Below are 16,070 nucleotides of genomic sequence, written 5' to 3' on the forward strand. Positions count from 1 at the left end.
TTTATGAACCACAAAAGCCACAAAAATTTTTGGGCGTATTTAAGTTGATCAAAGATTAAAAAAGGTGTACGTATTTTAATTCCCATAGGAAATCTTAAGAAACTTAATTTCTTAATCGAAATCTTAATGGTGAAAATGGAGAAATTTTTTTAATTCATCCGCTAAATTTTAAGAGTTAAAGTTTACACCATTAAAAATCTCATATCTATAATCTTTCAGTCTCTTGTCTCAAATCTCACTCATGTTCCTCAATTCCCACACTTTCCACAGTTTACGTTACGGCACTTTATCAGTTGAAGAACTCGTAAAGCAAGCCGCCGATTCCGGTGCGAAAGAATTGGTTTTAACGGATATTAATACCGTAACAGCAATTTATGATTTTAAAAAAGAATGCGAAAAATTTAATATAAAACCGATTGTTGGCGTAGAAATTCGGAGGGAAAACGAACTTCTTTATATTACCATTGCAAAAGATGAAACCGGAATTGGAGAGATCAACCGTTTATTGACCAATCACAATTGCTACGACTCGGAACTTCCAAAAGTTTCCCCAGATTTTCAGAAAGTTTTTGTCATTTATTCTTTAAAAAATAGTCCAGAAAATTTAAAAGAAAATGAATTTATCGGAGTTCGAGCACAAGAACTGAATCTTTTGATCCGTCCGGAATGGCAGCAGTTTTTAGATAAAATGGTGATTCTCCATCCGGTCACTTTTAAAACGAAAAAAGAATTTAATCTTCATAAAATTTTACGTGCCATCGACCAAAACACTTTGGTTTCGAAATTAAATGAAACTGATTTTTGTTCTCCCCATGAAGTTTTTCAGTCGGTAGAAATAATTGCAGAACAATTTAAAAGATATCCGAAAATTATTGAAAACACGCAATTTATTTTAAATCAATGTACCTTTAATTTTGATTTTAAAACCCCCAAAAATAAAATTTATTTCACCGAAAATAAAGCCGATGACGATGCGCTTCTAAGATTATTAGCATACGAAGGTTTAGCCAAAAGATATCCGGAACGTACAAAAATCGTGATCGATAGAATTGAAAAAGAATTAAAAGTCATCCAACAAATGGATTTTGCAGGTTATTTTCTCATCACTTTGGATATTGTGAAATACAGCCAAAGCCGCGGTTTTCTGCATGTTGGTCGCGGAAGTGGTGCAAACAGCATCGTAAGTTATTGCCTCGGAATTACAGAAATTTGTCCCATCGAACTCAATCTTTATTTTGAACGTTTTCTAAATAAGCACCGAAATAATCCACCCGATTTCGATATCGATTGGAGTTGGCAAGAACGCGATGAAATTTTAACGTATATTTTCAAACGGTACGGAAAAGAACACGTGGCATTTTGTGGAACGAATGTGGAGTTTAAATACCGTTCGATTTTTCGGGAAGTCGGGAAAGCATTTGGTTTGCCCAAAGAAGAACTCGATATTTTGGCGAAAAATCCTATGGAAATTCACGATGATAATAAAGTCGTAAAACTCGTGCAGAAATACGGAATGTTGCTCGAAAAATTCCCCAATCAACGAAGTATGCATTCCTGTGGAATTATTATTTCCCAAGAACCCATCACCAATTACACCGCTTTGGAAATGCCACCGAAAGGTTTCCCCATCGTGCAATTTGATATGAATGTGGCAGAAGATATCGGCTTCGAAAAATTTGATATTCTTTCTCAACGTGGCCTCGGAACCATTAATGATACCTTGAAACTGGTCCAGAAAAATCAGGGAGTTACCATTGATATTCACAATACGACGCTTTTTAAAAAGGATAAAAACTGCAATCATTATTTAAGTATCGGCAAAACCATTGGCTGTTTTTATATTGAAAGTCCCGCCATGCGCGGTTTGTTGCGGCGGTTGAAATGTGAAGATTACCCAACTCTGGTCGCGGCTTCCTCGATTATTCGTCCGGGTGTGGCGAAAAGTGGAATGATGAAGGAATATATTTTCCGACATAACAATCCCACTCAATTCGAGTATTTTCACGATGTTTTTAAAGAGCAACTAGGCGAAACCTACGGCATTATGGTTTATCAGGAAGATGTCATCAAGATCGCTTTGCATTTCGGTGGCGTTTCTGCCGATGATGGCGATGTGTTGCGACGCGCGATGAGTGGAAAAACCCGTTCCATTCAAAAGTTGCAGGAAGTCCGGGAACATTTTTTTGAATCTTGTTCAGAGAAAGGTCATCCCAAAGAGTTATCCAAAGAGGTTTATCGACAGATTGAATCTTTCGCAGGATATTCTTTTTGCAAAGCTCATTCTGCTTCTTATGCCGTAGAAAGTTATCAGAGTTTATATTTAAAGGTCTATTATCCGATTGAGTTTATGGTTTCTGCCATCAATAATGGGGGTGGATTTTACCGGACAGAAGTCTATGTTCACGAATGTAAAATGGCGGGAGGAAAAATTAAAACACCGTGTGCGAATCGAAGTTTGCTGCAAACAACTGTTTATGGAGAAGACGTTTTTTTAGGATTTATGCATATTGAAAAACTCGAAAGTAGGATTGCGAATTTTATTCCCGAAGAAAGAGAAAAAAATGGAAATTACAGTTCTCTGGAAAATTTCATCAAACGCGTTCCGGTGGGAATTGAAACTTTACAAACTTTGATTTTTATAGGTGCATTTCGATTTACCGGAAAACAAAAAAATGAATTATTGATCGAAGCCAGATTATTAATGATCCACTTTAAACCTGAATATCGATTGCCCACTTTTTTTGAAACTCCAGTGCAGGAATATCAACTTCCAGAATTAAAGCGAAACCGTTTCGAAGATGCTTTTGATGAAATAGAGATATTGGGATTCGCTGTTTCCTGCAGTCCATTTGATTTGTTGCAGACCGCATTTCGGGGGAAAATAATGGCAAATGATCTGCCGAAATATCATAAACGGGAGGTGAAAATGTTAGCGTATCTCATTTCCCGAAAGCATGTTCCCACCAAAAAAGGGACCATGTATTTTGGAACCTGGATTGATGTGGAAGGGAATTTTTTCGACACCGCGCATTTTCCGGATAATTTAAAAAGTTATCCATTTCAGGGAGGTGGTTGTTATTTGCTTTTGGGCAGGGTAGAAGTGGATTTTCATTTCCCTACGATTACGATTTTTAAGATGGCAAAAATGCCGTTCATTCCCGATCCAAGGTATTCTGAAGATAAAGAAAAAAGTTACGAAGTCCACAAAAAAATAAATGAAGATGTAAGTATGACTTGGCGAAAACCTTATCCGCAAGAAAGTGAAATTGGTTTGCCCAGAAATAAAATGAAGGTAAAGTAAAAACTAAATTTCTTTTTAAAATCCCTTTGCAGCCCGACTTGTGGATCCCGATGTAAAATCGGGAGGAAATGGAAGGCGGAAATCGCTGCCATAAAAAAATCACATTTGCGATTCGGTGCAGCCAAATCGCTGTCCAAATAAAACGGAAGATTTAAAAAATAAAACTATCTTTAAGCTTCAAAAATTTAAAGCATGAAAAATTCTAGGTATTTGTTTCTTCTTTTGGCTCTTGCCTTGTTGCAAAGTTGCGCCACCAATCTTTCTTATTCCGGTTCACCGTTTAAAAAATCATATGAATCCATATCGTCTGATGAACTGAAAACCCATTTGTATATCGTGGCTTCTGATGAAATGGAAGGTCGGGAAACGGGAAGCGAAGGTCAGAAAAAAGCTGGAAAATATTTGATCGAACAGTATCGAAAAATGGGTGTTTCTCATCCAAAATCGATGAGTTCTTTTTACCAAATTGTACCGAAAGAGGCTCTACTGGGAAGAAGAGGTAGTTTACCGGAATCAGAGAATATTTTAGCTTTTGTGGAAGGTTCAGAAAAACCAGAGGAAGTGATTGTAATATCTGCGCATTACGATCATGTGGGAATGTCGAAGGGTGAAATTTACAACGGAGCCGATGATGATGGAAGTGGAACGGTGGCTTTGTTAGAAATTGCAGAAGCTTTTCAAATGGCTAAAAAATCTGGAAATGGTCCGAAACGATCGGTTTTATTTTTACATGTAACGGGTGAAGAGCACGGACTTCTCGGTTCAAAATATTATGCTGATAATCCCATCTTTCCCCTGGTAAATACCGTTGCGAATTTGAATATCGATATGATTGGACGCTGCGATCCGGGCAATTGTGGTAAGGATTATGTTTATGTGATCGGCTCGGAAATGTTAAGTTCGGATTTGAAGAAAATTAGTGAAAATGCAAATAAAGAAACGATCAATTTAGAACTGAATTATAAATATGACGATCCTAACGATAGAGAGCGATTATACTATCGATCAGATCATTATAACTTTGCAAAAAACGGGATTCCAGTGATTTTTTACTTCGATGGAATTCACGAAGATTATCATAAACCAACCGATACGCCCGATAAGATTGATTATGTTGCTTTGAAAAAACGCACTCAATTGGTCTTTGCAACTGCATGGGAATTGGCGAATCGAGAGGAGAGAATTGTGGTGGATAAAAAGTAATTAAATTGTACAATGTAAAATGTACAAAGTAGATCGTAAATTAGTCATTACTCATAAAAATAGCTTCACTGGGAATCGAACCCGGATCTAAAGTTTAGGAAACTTTTGTTCTATCCGTTGAACTATGAAGCTGAAAGGAATTCAAATGTAAGATTTCTAAACGATTAACAAATATGAATTTTGGGAAATTTCGAAAAGCTTCCGATTTTCGAAGCGATAAAATTTTAAATTAAAAAAAAAGAGATTGATGTTGAGAAATAATCCATTTATCACGGTATTGCTTCTTTTTTTGGTGGAAGTAATTTTATTGATTTATTTAAATTATATCGATTTTATTCCACGGGAATCAGCGGAGATTGTCTTTGTTATTTTCTGGTTTTTAATTCCCATTATTTCGATCGTACTTTCTGCTTTTTTAAAGGAATTGAAGTATAAAAAATCATTTAGATATTTTGCAATTTTTATTGTAATTGTTTCTGTCATTGGTTTTGTTGTGATGTATTATTTAAATGCTTTGGCAAAAGCTTATCAACATTAATACTTATGAAAAAGACCATATTAGATTATATCAATTTATTTCTGCTCGCAATTTTGTTGGTTCTCACCCTTTTATATTTCGCAACTTTTATCCAAAACAAAGGGGGAGAGAAAGTGCTTTGGACTGCAATTATCGAAAGTAATTCTGGCAATTCGTCGGCTGAAAAATCAAACACCATTAAAATTATTGATGCTCACTTTTTTAATAGTTTCAATAATTCTGAATTTAATTTGGACAATGAATCGGGCACGATGACCAACTCCAATAATCAAAATAAGATTTATTTCGAATCGAATGCAGATTTATTGCCAGATTCGCTTCAGTTAAAATATTTCTCGATCGATGAGCGGAAATTTTATCTTTTAAACACCCCAATTCCTTATGATAAAATACTAAATTTTGCCAAGAATAATAAGAGATTTGCGAAGTTGTATATTGAGATATTTCCGAAGGGAAAAATAATTTTAACCTTTGATCAAGCGAACTCAGAAAGAAACCAAATTTCTGTTTTTCGAGCGAAAGAAGTTCAGGGAAATCTCGATTTGCTTGTTTTTCGAAAATCACTGGGAGAAATGCATAATGATTATAAAGATATTCTCAACATTACCGATTTTTCAGATTTATTTCAAAATCAATACCAATGGATTTGCACCATTAAAATAGAAAAAGAAGGTCAGTTGCAACGGATATTTGCCTATTCATTTGATGACGAAAGTATTGACGATTTGGAAGAGGAAACTAAAATCGTACGACGAAACATACCAAAGACTTTAAGAATAGATTGGGAAAATACGCAGAAATATGGTGTTGATTATACCTTCAGCCCAAATGAAATTCTAAGCGCATTTCGAAAACTTGATGAAATAAAAAGTTCGGAGCCAATTGAAATTTCTTTTCAATTATTTGAAAAGAAAGCTCCAGAGTGTAAATTATCTAAAAACGGACAAACAATAATTCTAAAGAATCTATATCCTAATTTACCGATAGCATATGTGGATTAGGAATTTACGATCTCAATTCCTTTGATTAAAGAAAAACCCCTATCTCTTTCAAAAAAGAATCCACTCTTTAGAAGCGGATCCAGTAGATAGAAGTTCTCATTTTTTTTGGTTAGACAACATGAAAAAAGCACCGCCGACAAAGCTGTGCTTAAATTTTTATAGTAAATTTAAATCTAAATTTTTTCGTTAAAGGAAAGAGATTGGTCTTCACTTCAATTAATATTTCGAAGTAAATGTAATAATTATTTCAATACGAAATATGAATTTAATGTTAAAATTCACATTTTACTAACAATTTTTTGTGGATAAGTTTGATAACAATCTGTAAAATCTGTGCGAAATTATTTCAACTTTTCCTTCAAATACTTTCCTGTATGCGATTTTTTTTCCTTTACCAAATCTTCTGGCGTTCCGGCAAAAACAATTTCGCCGCCATATTTTCCCGCTTCAGGTCCAATGTCGATAATGTAATCTGCTGTTTTAATAATATCGGGTTGGTGCTCGATTACAATTACCGAATGTCCCAATTCTATTAATGCCTGCAGCGATTTTAGTAATTTATTAATATCATGAAAATGCAATCCAGTTGAAGGTTCATCGAAAATAAACAGTGATTTATCCGTTGTTGCTCCTTTTACTAAAAACGAAGCCAACTTCACTCTTTGTGCTTCTCCACCAGAAAGGGTTGAGGAACTCTGGCCCAGCTGCAAATACCCCAAACCTACATCTTGTAACGGTTTTATTTTCGTCACAATTTTTGGCTGTTCGTTATCTTTGAAGAAGTCCAAAGCTTCATCCACTGTCATGTGAAGAATATCTGAAATGTTTTTTTCGTCGAATTTAATTTCTAAGATTTCATTTTTAAAACGTGCGCCATGACAGGTTTCACATTCCAAGTCAATATCTGCCATAAACTGCATGGATACGGTAATTACGCCTTCACCTTTGCAATCATCACAACGTCCGCCATCTACATTAAAGGAGAAGTGTTTCGGCATTAATCCCTGCATTTTCGCTAATTTCTGTTTAGAGAAGAGCTCACGAATATCATCATATGCTTTTAAATAAGTCACTGGATTCGACCTCGATGATTTACCGATCGGATTCTGATCAATAAGCTCCATATTTTTAATGAGTTTTGTTGGAAAATCTACGGAATCATAATCGCCTTTTTTTCCGCCCATACCCAGTTGAATCTGAATGTCATTGGTCAAGATTTCTTTCATTAAAGTAGATTTTCCACTGCCAGAAACTCCTGAGATTACCACCAAACATTCCAGGGGAATATCAACATTAATATTTTTCAAATTATTTTGTCTCGCTCCTTTGATTTTAATCCATTCTTTCGGCTTTCTACGGCTTTCTGGAACTTTAATTTCTAGCTTTCCGGTCAAGTATTTCGAGGTTAGAGTATCGGCATTTTCCAATTCATCAAAATGTCCGGCAAAAACCAATTCACCACCCAAATAGCCTGCTTCAGGACCGATGTCTATAATGTAATCTGCGGCTTTCATTACATCTTCGTCATGTTCAACCACGATTACCGTATTTCCCAAATCACGCAGACTTTTTAAGACCCCAATCAAATTTTCGGTATCTCTCGAATGTAGGCCAATAGAAGGTTCATCAAGAATATAAATGGATCCTACCAAAGAACTTCCCAGCGAGGTCGCCAGATTAATTCGCTGACTTTCACCACCGGAAAGCGTGTTCGATGTTCGGTTAATCGTTAAGTATCCCAACCCAACTTTGTCCAAAAATTCCAAACGCGTGGTAATTTCATACAATAATCGTTTGGCGATTTCAGCATCGTGTTTATTGAGTTTTAAAGATTTTATTAATGGTAAAAATTCATCCAAAGGAAGATCAATCACCGACTGTATATTGTTTCCATCGATTTTTACCCATTCTGTTTCTTTTCGCAAACGCAAACCTTCGCAAGAAGGACAAAGTGTTTTCCCTCGGTAGCGGGAAAGCATTACGCGGTATTGAATTTTATATAAATTTTCCTCCAGCATTTTGAAGAAGTTATTGATGGAGGGGAAGGTAGTGGTGCCATCGCCTTTCCATAAATAATTTTTCTGTTCCTTTGTTAATTGATGATATGGTTTGTGAATTGGAAAGTCTTTGGCTTTTTTAATAAAATCTCGCTTCCATTCACTCATACTGTCGCCCTTCCAGCTGGCCACGGTTTCTTCAAAAACGGATAAATTTTTATTAGGAATAACCAAATCTTCATCGATGCCGATTACTTTTCCGTAACCTTCGCATTCCGGACAAGCGCCGTAAGGATTATTAAAACTGAAAAAATGAACATTTGGCTCCATGAATTCCAGGCCATCGAGTTCAAATTTATTAGAGAATTCGGTGATTTTTTCGGTCTCAATGTTTTTTAAGGAGCAGTAACCGTGACCTTCATAGAAGGCCATTTGGATAGAGTCAGCCAATCTTTGCAGGAAGCTTTCATCAGTGTCATAACTGAACCGGTCGATGACCAATTGAATTTCCATATCGGCTTCGGGTACAAAACCAAAACTTTCTAAATCTTCAATCCCTGCTACATTTCCATTAACTTCTAATCTGGTAAATCCCGTAAGTTTTAACGTGTTTACTTGATCGGTAAATTTGTCAACTTCAAATTTTAAAGGCGTACGTAATAAAAAAGTCTGGTTTTTATTCTTTTCGATAAAATTAATTACATCGGTTACAGAATCTTTTTTAACTTCATTCCCAGAAACTGGCGAAAAAGTACGACCAACTCTGGCAAAAAGCAATTTTAAATAATCGTATACTTCTGTAGAAGTACCCACGGTAGAGCGTGGATTGGAAGAGATTACTTTTTGCTGAATCGCAATGGACGGCGCCAAACCTTTGATGTCATCTACCTTTGGTTTTTCTAACTTCCCTAGGAACTGTCGGGCATACGAGCTCAAACTTTCAACATATCGCCTTTGTCCTTCGGCATAAATGGTGTCAAAAGCCAGCGACGATTTTCCGCTTCCCGAAACTCCCGTAATTACGATGAGTTTATTTTTAGGAATCAGAACATCAATATGTTTAAGATTATTAAGATGCGCATTTTTTACAAAAAGTTGTTTCTTAATATCAATATCGGTAGGTGTAATCATTGTAAAATTTAAAGGGTACAAAATTACGGAATTTTTAAGAGAAAGTTTCGCTCAATCATTTGCATATTGAGAATATTTTTGCAATATTTGTGGAAACCAAAATGTAATAATCTCATGAGAAAAATTCTGAATGATTTGATTACACATTTGATGAAATTAAGGTAAGTTCACAACTTTATCTTAAAAGAAATGCAATGCTTCAGTATTGCATTTCTTTTAAACCTGCTACAAAATTATTTCCTAAAATACTACTTGTTTTTTTGTGATTTTCTTAAATATATTTGCTGCTTAAAATCCAAATAGCATCGATTGCCAAAGATATCCTTTGGCTTTTGCTAATTGTAAATTCAATAAAATTTGAGTTAAGTACTGTTGAAATGAAAAAAGTAATCATAAGTGTATTGGTAGTAAGTCTTGTGTCGCAATATTCTGCCCAAGAAAAAGAAAGCGCTATTCCCGAAGTTACTGTTAAAGGGAAATTTTTCGAACTTCCTGTAAAAAAAATCACAGAAAATATGACCATAGTTTCAAAATCTGAAATAGAAAATTCTCCGGCAAAAAGTGTGGAAGAACTTCTAGCAGAATTTACGGGTTTTGATATTCGACGAAGAGGTGGAAATGGCGTGCAAGCAGATATTTCACTTCGTGGAAGTAGTTTTGAACAGGTATTGATTTTGGTTAATGGCGTGCGGATGAATGATTCCCAAACCGGTCATAATTCTATGAGCCTACCTTTTGATCTTGCTTCCGTAGAGAAAATTGAACTCATCAAAGGTCCTGCTGCAAGACGTTTCGGGCAAAACGCTTACGCCGGAGTTGTAAACATTATTACCAAAACAAGTGCGGAAGAGCGCGTTGTTGTTTCGGCCAGCGGAGGTGATTATAAAACCTATTCCCTCGGTCTTGGAGCAAATTTCGGCACTGAGAAATTTTCTAATTTCATTCAAGCCAGCTCTACAAGTTCTGAAGGATATCGCTATAACACCGATTATAAAATAGATAATGTCTTTTACCAAAATCAGTTTAAAATCAGCAATGGTCAGCTGAAATTTCAGGCTGGAATTCAGGAAAAAAAATTCGGTGCGAACGGATTTTATTCTTCGCCCAAAGCCACAGAGCAATATGAAGAAACCCAAGCTTCTATGGTAAGTTTTGGGTACGAACAAAAATTTAATCAGTTCACTTTGAACTCAAATATCTCTTGGCGACGAGGGCAGGATTTGTATTTGTTTAATCGTGAAAAGCCAGAAATCTATCGAAATAGGCACATCGGAAATAATATCGGTGCTGAAATTAATGGTTCGTATTCCTCATTTCTGGGTACAACCGGCTTGGGAGTTGAATTCAGAAAAGAGTTTTTGGCAAGTAACAATTTAGGTCATCGTGAACGGTTTTTAACTCAAGTTTTCTTTCAGCATCACTTTTCATTAATTCAGAATAAATTACAGATTTCTCCCGGCATTTCTTGGGCGAATTATGACCAGGTCGGAGATTTTTTTTATCCAGGTTTAGATATTGGGTTTGCCTTTGATGAAAATCATAAAATCTATGGCAATATAGCAAAAGTAAATAGAATCCCCACCTTTACCGATTTGTACTATGTAAGCAAAACCGAAATCGGAAATCCAAATCTAAAGCCAGAAAATGCCATTTCTTCTGAATTGGGTTATCGGTTTCAAAAAAATAATTTCTTAGGAAAAGTAAGTGTTTTCAATAGAACTTCGGAGAATTCTATTGATTGGGTGAAAGAAAACCAAGATGGAGTCTGGGCTGCAGAAAATATTGGAAAAATAGAAACCAGCGGGATAGAAGTGGAGCTTGGGCAGCACTTCAATTCCTTTGTGAAATCCTATTCTTTGGGCTATACTTATTTAGACAGTAAAGCGAAAAAACCACAATATATGATTTCCAGATACGTCATGGAAAATTTAAAACATCAGTTTGTTGCTAAATTAGAAAACAGATTTTTCAACAGTTTTACCAGCCAATTGATTTACCGTTACAACGAACGGGTAATTACAGGAAGTTATCAAGTGCTTGATGAAAAGTTAGGGTATGATTTTAAAAATTTAAATGTTTTTGTTTTAATAAACAACATCACCAATACTAATTATGCCGAATCTTTTGGAGTTCCCATGCCCAATCGTTGGTTTCATTTGGGGTTCACTTATAAGATTGGATGGTAGACCGTAGAAAATAGCTTCATAAAATTTTAAAGAAGTTTTGATTACTTGATAAAAGTGTACTCAGACTTCTTCTTTTTTTTTATTTTTGCATCATGTCGCAAAGGATTTTATTAGTTATCGCCTTTTTTTTAATGCTGAACTTATCAGCACAGCAGGAATCGATTTCCAGTTTTAATGTAATCACCATCAACTACAAACATTCATCCAGAATTTTCGCCTATGCTGAGGGCCAGTTGCGCGGTATTAAGGATTTCAGTTATCCGGATTATTATGAACTTAAAGGTGGAGTAGGTTATCAAATAGCCCAAAATCACAAAGGATTAATCGGAATTGGGAGATATGGGAATTATCAAAATCATGCTTTAGAAAAAGAAGAATTTCGTATTTGGTTACAGGATATTGTTGATTTAAAATCCGGAAAATTTAAATTTGAAAACCGTGTCAGAGCTGAAAAAAGCTGGTTTTATAACCCTTTGAAAGACGAGCATTCTGATCGAATTCGATTGCGCTACCGACTGAATGTTTCGGTTCCCTTAAATTCAAACAAAGTTAAATCAGGAACCCTATCTGCCAATGTTTATGAGGAGGTTTTCTTTGTCGTAACCGATGATCCGTTGTTTGCGAGAAATCGTGTTTTTGGTGGATTTTCTTATCAGATTGATCCTGCTTTTGGGCTTAGTGCAGGCTATATGTGGCAAAGAGAATTTGCAGAAACAGGCAATAAAAACATCCATTTTCTTTATTTGGGTTTATCAATTAACATCGACCGTACAAAATTTCAGAACAAAGACTTGCCAGACCGTGATTAATGTTGGTAACTTTTTAACAGAAAGCATTTTTATCATTCAAAATATTGCATTTTCTAGGGTTTAATTTATATATTTGTGAAATTAATAATAATTGATTTTTATGAAATTTATTGTTTCAAGTAGTGAATTACAGAAAGCCTTACAAACCGTAAGCGGCGTGATTTCAAACTCACAGTCGCGGCCGATTTTAGAAAACTTTTTGTTTGAAATTGAAAAAGATATACTGAGAATAACCGCTTCAGATGGAGAAACGACTTTAATTACTTCTTTGGAAGTAAAGTCTGATAAAGAAGGGAAAATTGCAGTTCCTGCGAAAATATTTCAGGAATTTGTGAAGACCTATGGCGATCAGCCGCTAACGCTTTCTGTGAAAGATGCTGAAGATGGAAACGGTAAATTGCTCGAAATTTTAGATGAGAAAGACAACTTCGCAGTGGCACTGGATCACGCAGAAGATTATCCGGAAATCCCAGAATTCGATGCTGCGCAAAGCGTAACTATTTCTGCTGGAATTTTATCAGAAGCCTTAAACAATACTTTATTTGCAACCAGTAATGATTCGCTTCGTCCTGTGATGACAGGCGTTTTATTCCAGTTTAAAGAAGATGAAACCAATTTTGTTTCAACCGATTCACACCGTTTGGTGGTTTATAAAAGAACCGATTTGATGAATGCTGAACCGGTAGAATTCATTATGCCGAAAAAACCTTTGGCCATTTTCAAAAGCATTTTAGCAGCGTCTAGCGAAGATGTTTCAATCGAGTTTAATGAAAATATGGCGAAGTTCACTTTTGGAAACAATATCTGGATTTGCCGTTTAATTGATGGGAAATATCCAAATTATTCTGCAGTGATTCCAAAAGAAAATCCAAATGTATTAACCATCAATAGAAGTCTTTTATTGAATTCCATCAGAAGAGCTTCAATCATGTCGAACAAATCTACCAACCAGGTTCGTTTTAAATTATCAGGAAATATTCTTCATTTACATGCAGAGGATACGGAGTTTGCCAACAAAGCAGATATGCAGATTCCTTGTGATTACAATGGTGAAGACATCAATATCGGTTTCAGTTCCAAGTTTTTAACAGAAATGTTGTCGGTTCTTTCTGCCGATGATATTACGATGAAAATGTCACAACCCAACCGTCCGGGAATCATTGAACCAGTTGATGGTTTAGAAGATCAGGAGAAATTGTTGATGCTTTCCATGCCGGTAATAGGAATGTAAAACAGACTGTTTTAAATAATGCTACCCAATATTAATTGAGATTCAAAGTTTTTGAATCTCAATTTTTTTTTAAACTCCAAAATCACGATATTTGCACCTTTCCAATTTCAATATAAGCAATAAGTAAACTGGAAATTTAACATCTGAAATGTACTACAGAAATGAAAATCTCAAATAACTGGCTGAAAGAATATATTAAGACCGATTTAAAAATCGAAAAAATAGGCGAATATCTTACTGATATTGGTTTGGAAGTAGAAGGTATTGATCCATTTGAATCGGTGAAAGGAAGTTTAGAAGGAATTGTTGTTGGAAAAGTTTTGACCTGCGAGCAACATTCAAACGCGGATAAATTGAAACTAACAACGGTAGATGTTGGAACCGGAAAACCCTTAAAGATTGTTTGTGGTGCGCCCAATGTTGCAGCTGGACAAACCGTTCCTGTAGCCGTAGTTGGAACCAAAATATACGGAAAAGACGGAACCTCTTTCGAGATTAAAGAAGCTAAAATTCGGGGTGAAGTCTCACAAGGAATGATTTGCGCAGAAGATGAAATGGGCTTAAGTGATGACCACGGCGGCATCATGGTTTTGGATGAAAATAAATTTGAAGTCGGAAAGAATTTCGCAGATTATTTTGATTTGACGAATGATCGGGTATACGAAATAGGTCTTACCCCAAATAGAACCGATGCAATGTCACATTACGGCGTGGCACGGGATTTAAAAGCCTATTTGGTTTCCAATCAAATGCATGCCGAATTTGAAAATGCTCGTGATACGCCTTTTAATAATGAAGGAACGAACGATTTTCAAATTGAGGTGGAAGATTCAGAATTATGCCCGAGGTATGTTGGTGCCATTATCGAAAATATTGAAGTTAAACCTTCGCCAGATTGGTTGAAAAATCGGTTAAGAGCAATTGGTTTAAGCCCAATTAATAATATTGTAGACATTACCAACTATATTCTTCATGGTTTTGGCCAACCACTTCACGCGTTTGACGCGGATAAAATTTCAGGAAAAAAAGTGAAAGTCGGTGTGACCGAAAAAGGAACCAAATTCACCACTTTGGATGGGCTAGAAAGAACTTTGAACGGAACTGAAATCATGATTAAAGACGGCGAAAATAATCCCATGTGTATTGCGGGAGTTTTCGGTGGTCAAAATTCAGGAGTGTCCGACGCTACAAAAACCATCTTTTTAGAAAGTGCTTATTTCAATCCGGTTGGCGTGCGAAAAGGTGCTAAATCTCATGCCTTAAATACGGATGCTTCCTTTCGATTTGAACGTGGTGTTGATCCAAATATGACGATAACTGCTCTATCACAAGCCATTACAATGATTGCTGACATCGCTGGTGGAAAAATGGTTGGTGAACTTTTGGAGCATTATCCTGCGAAAATAGAAGACCATTATATCATCCTTCGCTATTCTAAGGTAGAGCAAATTTTAGGAACGAAGATTCATCATGAAAAAATAAAAGAGATTTTGAAGTCGCTCGAAATTACGATTTTAAATGATATTCAAAATGGTTTAGAAATTTCTGTTCCAGCTTACAGAGCCGATGTAACGCGCGAAATTGATGTCATCGAAGAGATTTTGAGAATTTATGGTTATAATAAAATAGATTCGCCACAGAAGATTTCCTTCACACCTGTCAAATTAAGTTTTGATGATCAGGATGGTTTAGAAAATACGTGGGCCAGAGCGTTGCAAAGCAATGGTTTTAATGAAGTGATGAACAATTCGCTAACATCAGTAAAAGATGAAACAGATGCGGTTCGACTCTTAAATCCTTTGAGTGGAGATTTGGCATTTATGAGAAAATCTTTATTAGAAGGTCTTCTGGAAAATGCAGATTATAATATTAAGAGGAAAAATCAGAATATTAAATTCTTTGAATTGGGTAAAATATACCACAAAAAAGGAACGTATCTAGAGCGAAAACAATTGTCGATTTTAGTTTCAGGAAGAGATGAAGCAGAAAACTGGTTGCAACCCAAATCGGTGACCGATTTTTACCGCTTGAAATCTTATGTGAAGCTGCTATTGGACAAAATTCCTGTGACTCTTGATGAAAAATATTTGGAAGATTCGCGTTTCTCTGACGCGGTTGAATTAACTGCTAATGGAAAAACAATAGCGAGATTAGGAAAAGTAGCTCCTGAGCTTTTAAAAGATGCAGACATTGACCAAGAATGTTTCTATGCAGAAATAGAGTTGGAGGTTGCTCAAAGCTTTAGAACCCAAGAGAATTTGAAATTTAAAGATATTCCTAAGTTTAATAAAACCAGAAAAGATTTGGCTTTGTTGATCGATAAAAATATTACTTATGCTGAATTGTATAAAGCTGCACGAAACAACCCTTCAAAATATTTGAAAAACATCAACTTATTCGATGTTTATGAAGGTAAGAATCTACCAGAAGGAAAAAAATCATATGCCATGAGTTTTGATTTGTTAAATGAAGAAAAAACGTTGGAAGAAAAAGATATAACGGAAGTGATGAATTCTTTGATTAAAACCTTCCAGAAAGAATTTTCTGCGGAGTTGAGATCTTAAAAAACGGTAGTGTCCCACTAACTGTGTAAGTTGAAAAGTTATTCTGAAAAATTTTGAGCCCTTAAAGCTCAAAAAAATTTTTCGGAAATAACTTTTTTACTATTTTTAA

At 35.5% G+C, this 16,070-nt stretch carries 9 protein-coding genes and 1 tRNA gene; 8 read left to right on the forward strand and 2 right to left on the reverse strand.

Translation table 11 applies throughout. The features are described 5' to 3' along the window. The first annotated feature begins 241 nt into the window (after positions 1-241). Positions 242-3,301 (forward strand): DNA polymerase III subunit alpha, encoded by a 3,060-nt coding sequence (locus tag QWY78_RS03335; protein WP_290216575.1) that lies wholly within the window; start codon positions 242-244, stop codon positions 3,299-3,301. 192 nt (positions 3,302-3,493) lie between these two features. Beyond that, positions 3,494-4,504, forward strand: a complete 1,011-nt coding sequence (locus QWY78_RS03340) for a M28 family metallopeptidase (protein ID WP_290216577.1) — start codon at positions 3,494-3,496, stop codon at positions 4,502-4,504. Between the two features lie 60 nt (positions 4,505-4,564). On the opposite strand, the gene QWY78_RS03345 is transcribed toward QWY78_RS03340, so the two are convergent. After that, positions 4,565-4,636: transfer RNA gene (locus QWY78_RS03345), tRNA-Arg, on the reverse strand. Positions 4,637-4,751: 115 nt separating this feature from the next. On the opposite strand from QWY78_RS03345, the gene QWY78_RS03350 reads away from it, so the two are divergent. Beyond that, positions 4,752-5,042, forward strand: a complete 291-nt coding sequence (locus QWY78_RS03350) for a hypothetical protein (RefSeq protein WP_290216579.1) — start codon at positions 4,752-4,754, stop codon at positions 5,040-5,042. A 5-nt stretch (positions 5,043-5,047) separates the two neighbouring features. After that, positions 5,048-6,043, forward strand: a complete 996-nt coding sequence (locus tag QWY78_RS03355) for a hypothetical protein (protein WP_290216581.1) — start codon at positions 5,048-5,050, stop codon at positions 6,041-6,043. A gap of 341 nt (positions 6,044-6,384) precedes the next feature. Here the strand turns inward: QWY78_RS03355 and uvrA are convergent, their stop codons facing one another. Then, complete coding sequence (uvrA, locus tag QWY78_RS03360) at positions 6,385-9,171, reverse strand: excinuclease ABC subunit UvrA (protein ID WP_290216583.1); 2,787 nt, start codon at positions 9,169-9,171, stop codon at positions 6,385-6,387. A 377-nt stretch (positions 9,172-9,548) separates the two neighbouring features. Between uvrA and QWY78_RS03365 the strand changes: the two genes are divergently transcribed. The 4 genes from QWY78_RS03365 (at position 9,549) to pheT (ending at position 15,961) form a co-directional block, all read left to right on the forward strand. Beyond that, entirely contained in the window at positions 9,549-11,357 is a 1,809-nt protein-coding gene (locus tag QWY78_RS03365) for a TonB-dependent receptor plug domain-containing protein (RefSeq protein ID WP_290216586.1), read from the forward strand. A 92-nt stretch (positions 11,358-11,449) separates the two neighbouring features. Continuing rightward, complete coding sequence (locus tag QWY78_RS03370; protein WP_290216588.1) at positions 11,450-12,166, forward strand: DUF2490 domain-containing protein; 717 nt, start codon at positions 11,450-11,452, stop codon at positions 12,164-12,166. A 100-nt stretch (positions 12,167-12,266) separates the two neighbouring features. Beyond that, positions 12,267-13,397, forward strand: coding sequence for a DNA polymerase III subunit beta (dnaN, locus tag QWY78_RS03375; RefSeq protein WP_290216590.1), 1,131 nt, complete (start codon positions 12,267-12,269; stop codon positions 13,395-13,397). A 161-nt stretch (positions 13,398-13,558) separates the two neighbouring features. Then, positions 13,559-15,961 (forward strand): phenylalanine--tRNA ligase subunit beta, encoded by a 2,403-nt coding sequence (gene pheT, locus QWY78_RS03380; RefSeq protein WP_290216592.1) that lies wholly within the window; start codon positions 13,559-13,561, stop codon positions 15,959-15,961. Positions 15,962-16,070: the final 109 nt, after the last annotated feature.

The sequence above is a fragment of the Kaistella yonginensis genome, from assembly GCF_030409525.1.
In the GTDB taxonomy this organism is placed as follows: domain Bacteria; phylum Bacteroidota; class Bacteroidia; order Flavobacteriales; family Weeksellaceae; genus Kaistella; species Kaistella yonginensis.

Excerpts from the sequence above, each read along its gene's own strand:
- QWY78_RS03335 (WP_290216575.1), top strand. The coding sequence starts at position 242 with ATGTTCCTCAATTCCCACACTTTCCACAGTTTACGTTACGGCACTTTA.
- QWY78_RS03340 (WP_290216577.1), top strand. The coding sequence starts at position 3,494 with ATGAAAAATTCTAGGTATTTGTTTCTTCTTTTGGCTCTTGCCTTGTTG.
- QWY78_RS03350 (WP_290216579.1), top strand. The coding sequence starts at position 4,752 with ATGTTGAGAAATAATCCATTTATCACGGTATTGCTTCTTTTTTTGGTG.
- QWY78_RS03355 (WP_290216581.1), top strand. The coding sequence starts at position 5,048 with ATGAAAAAGACCATATTAGATTATATCAATTTATTTCTGCTCGCAATT.
- uvrA (WP_290216583.1), bottom strand. The coding sequence starts at position 9,171 with ATGATTACACCTACCGATATTGATATTAAGAAACAACTTTTTGTAAAA.
- QWY78_RS03365 (WP_290216586.1), top strand. The coding sequence starts at position 9,549 with ATGAAAAAAGTAATCATAAGTGTATTGGTAGTAAGTCTTGTGTCGCAA.
- QWY78_RS03370 (WP_290216588.1), top strand. The coding sequence starts at position 11,450 with ATGTCGCAAAGGATTTTATTAGTTATCGCCTTTTTTTTAATGCTGAAC.
- dnaN (WP_290216590.1), top strand. The coding sequence starts at position 12,267 with ATGAAATTTATTGTTTCAAGTAGTGAATTACAGAAAGCCTTACAAACC.
- pheT (WP_290216592.1), top strand. The coding sequence starts at position 13,559 with ATGAAAATCTCAAATAACTGGCTGAAAGAATATATTAAGACCGATTTA.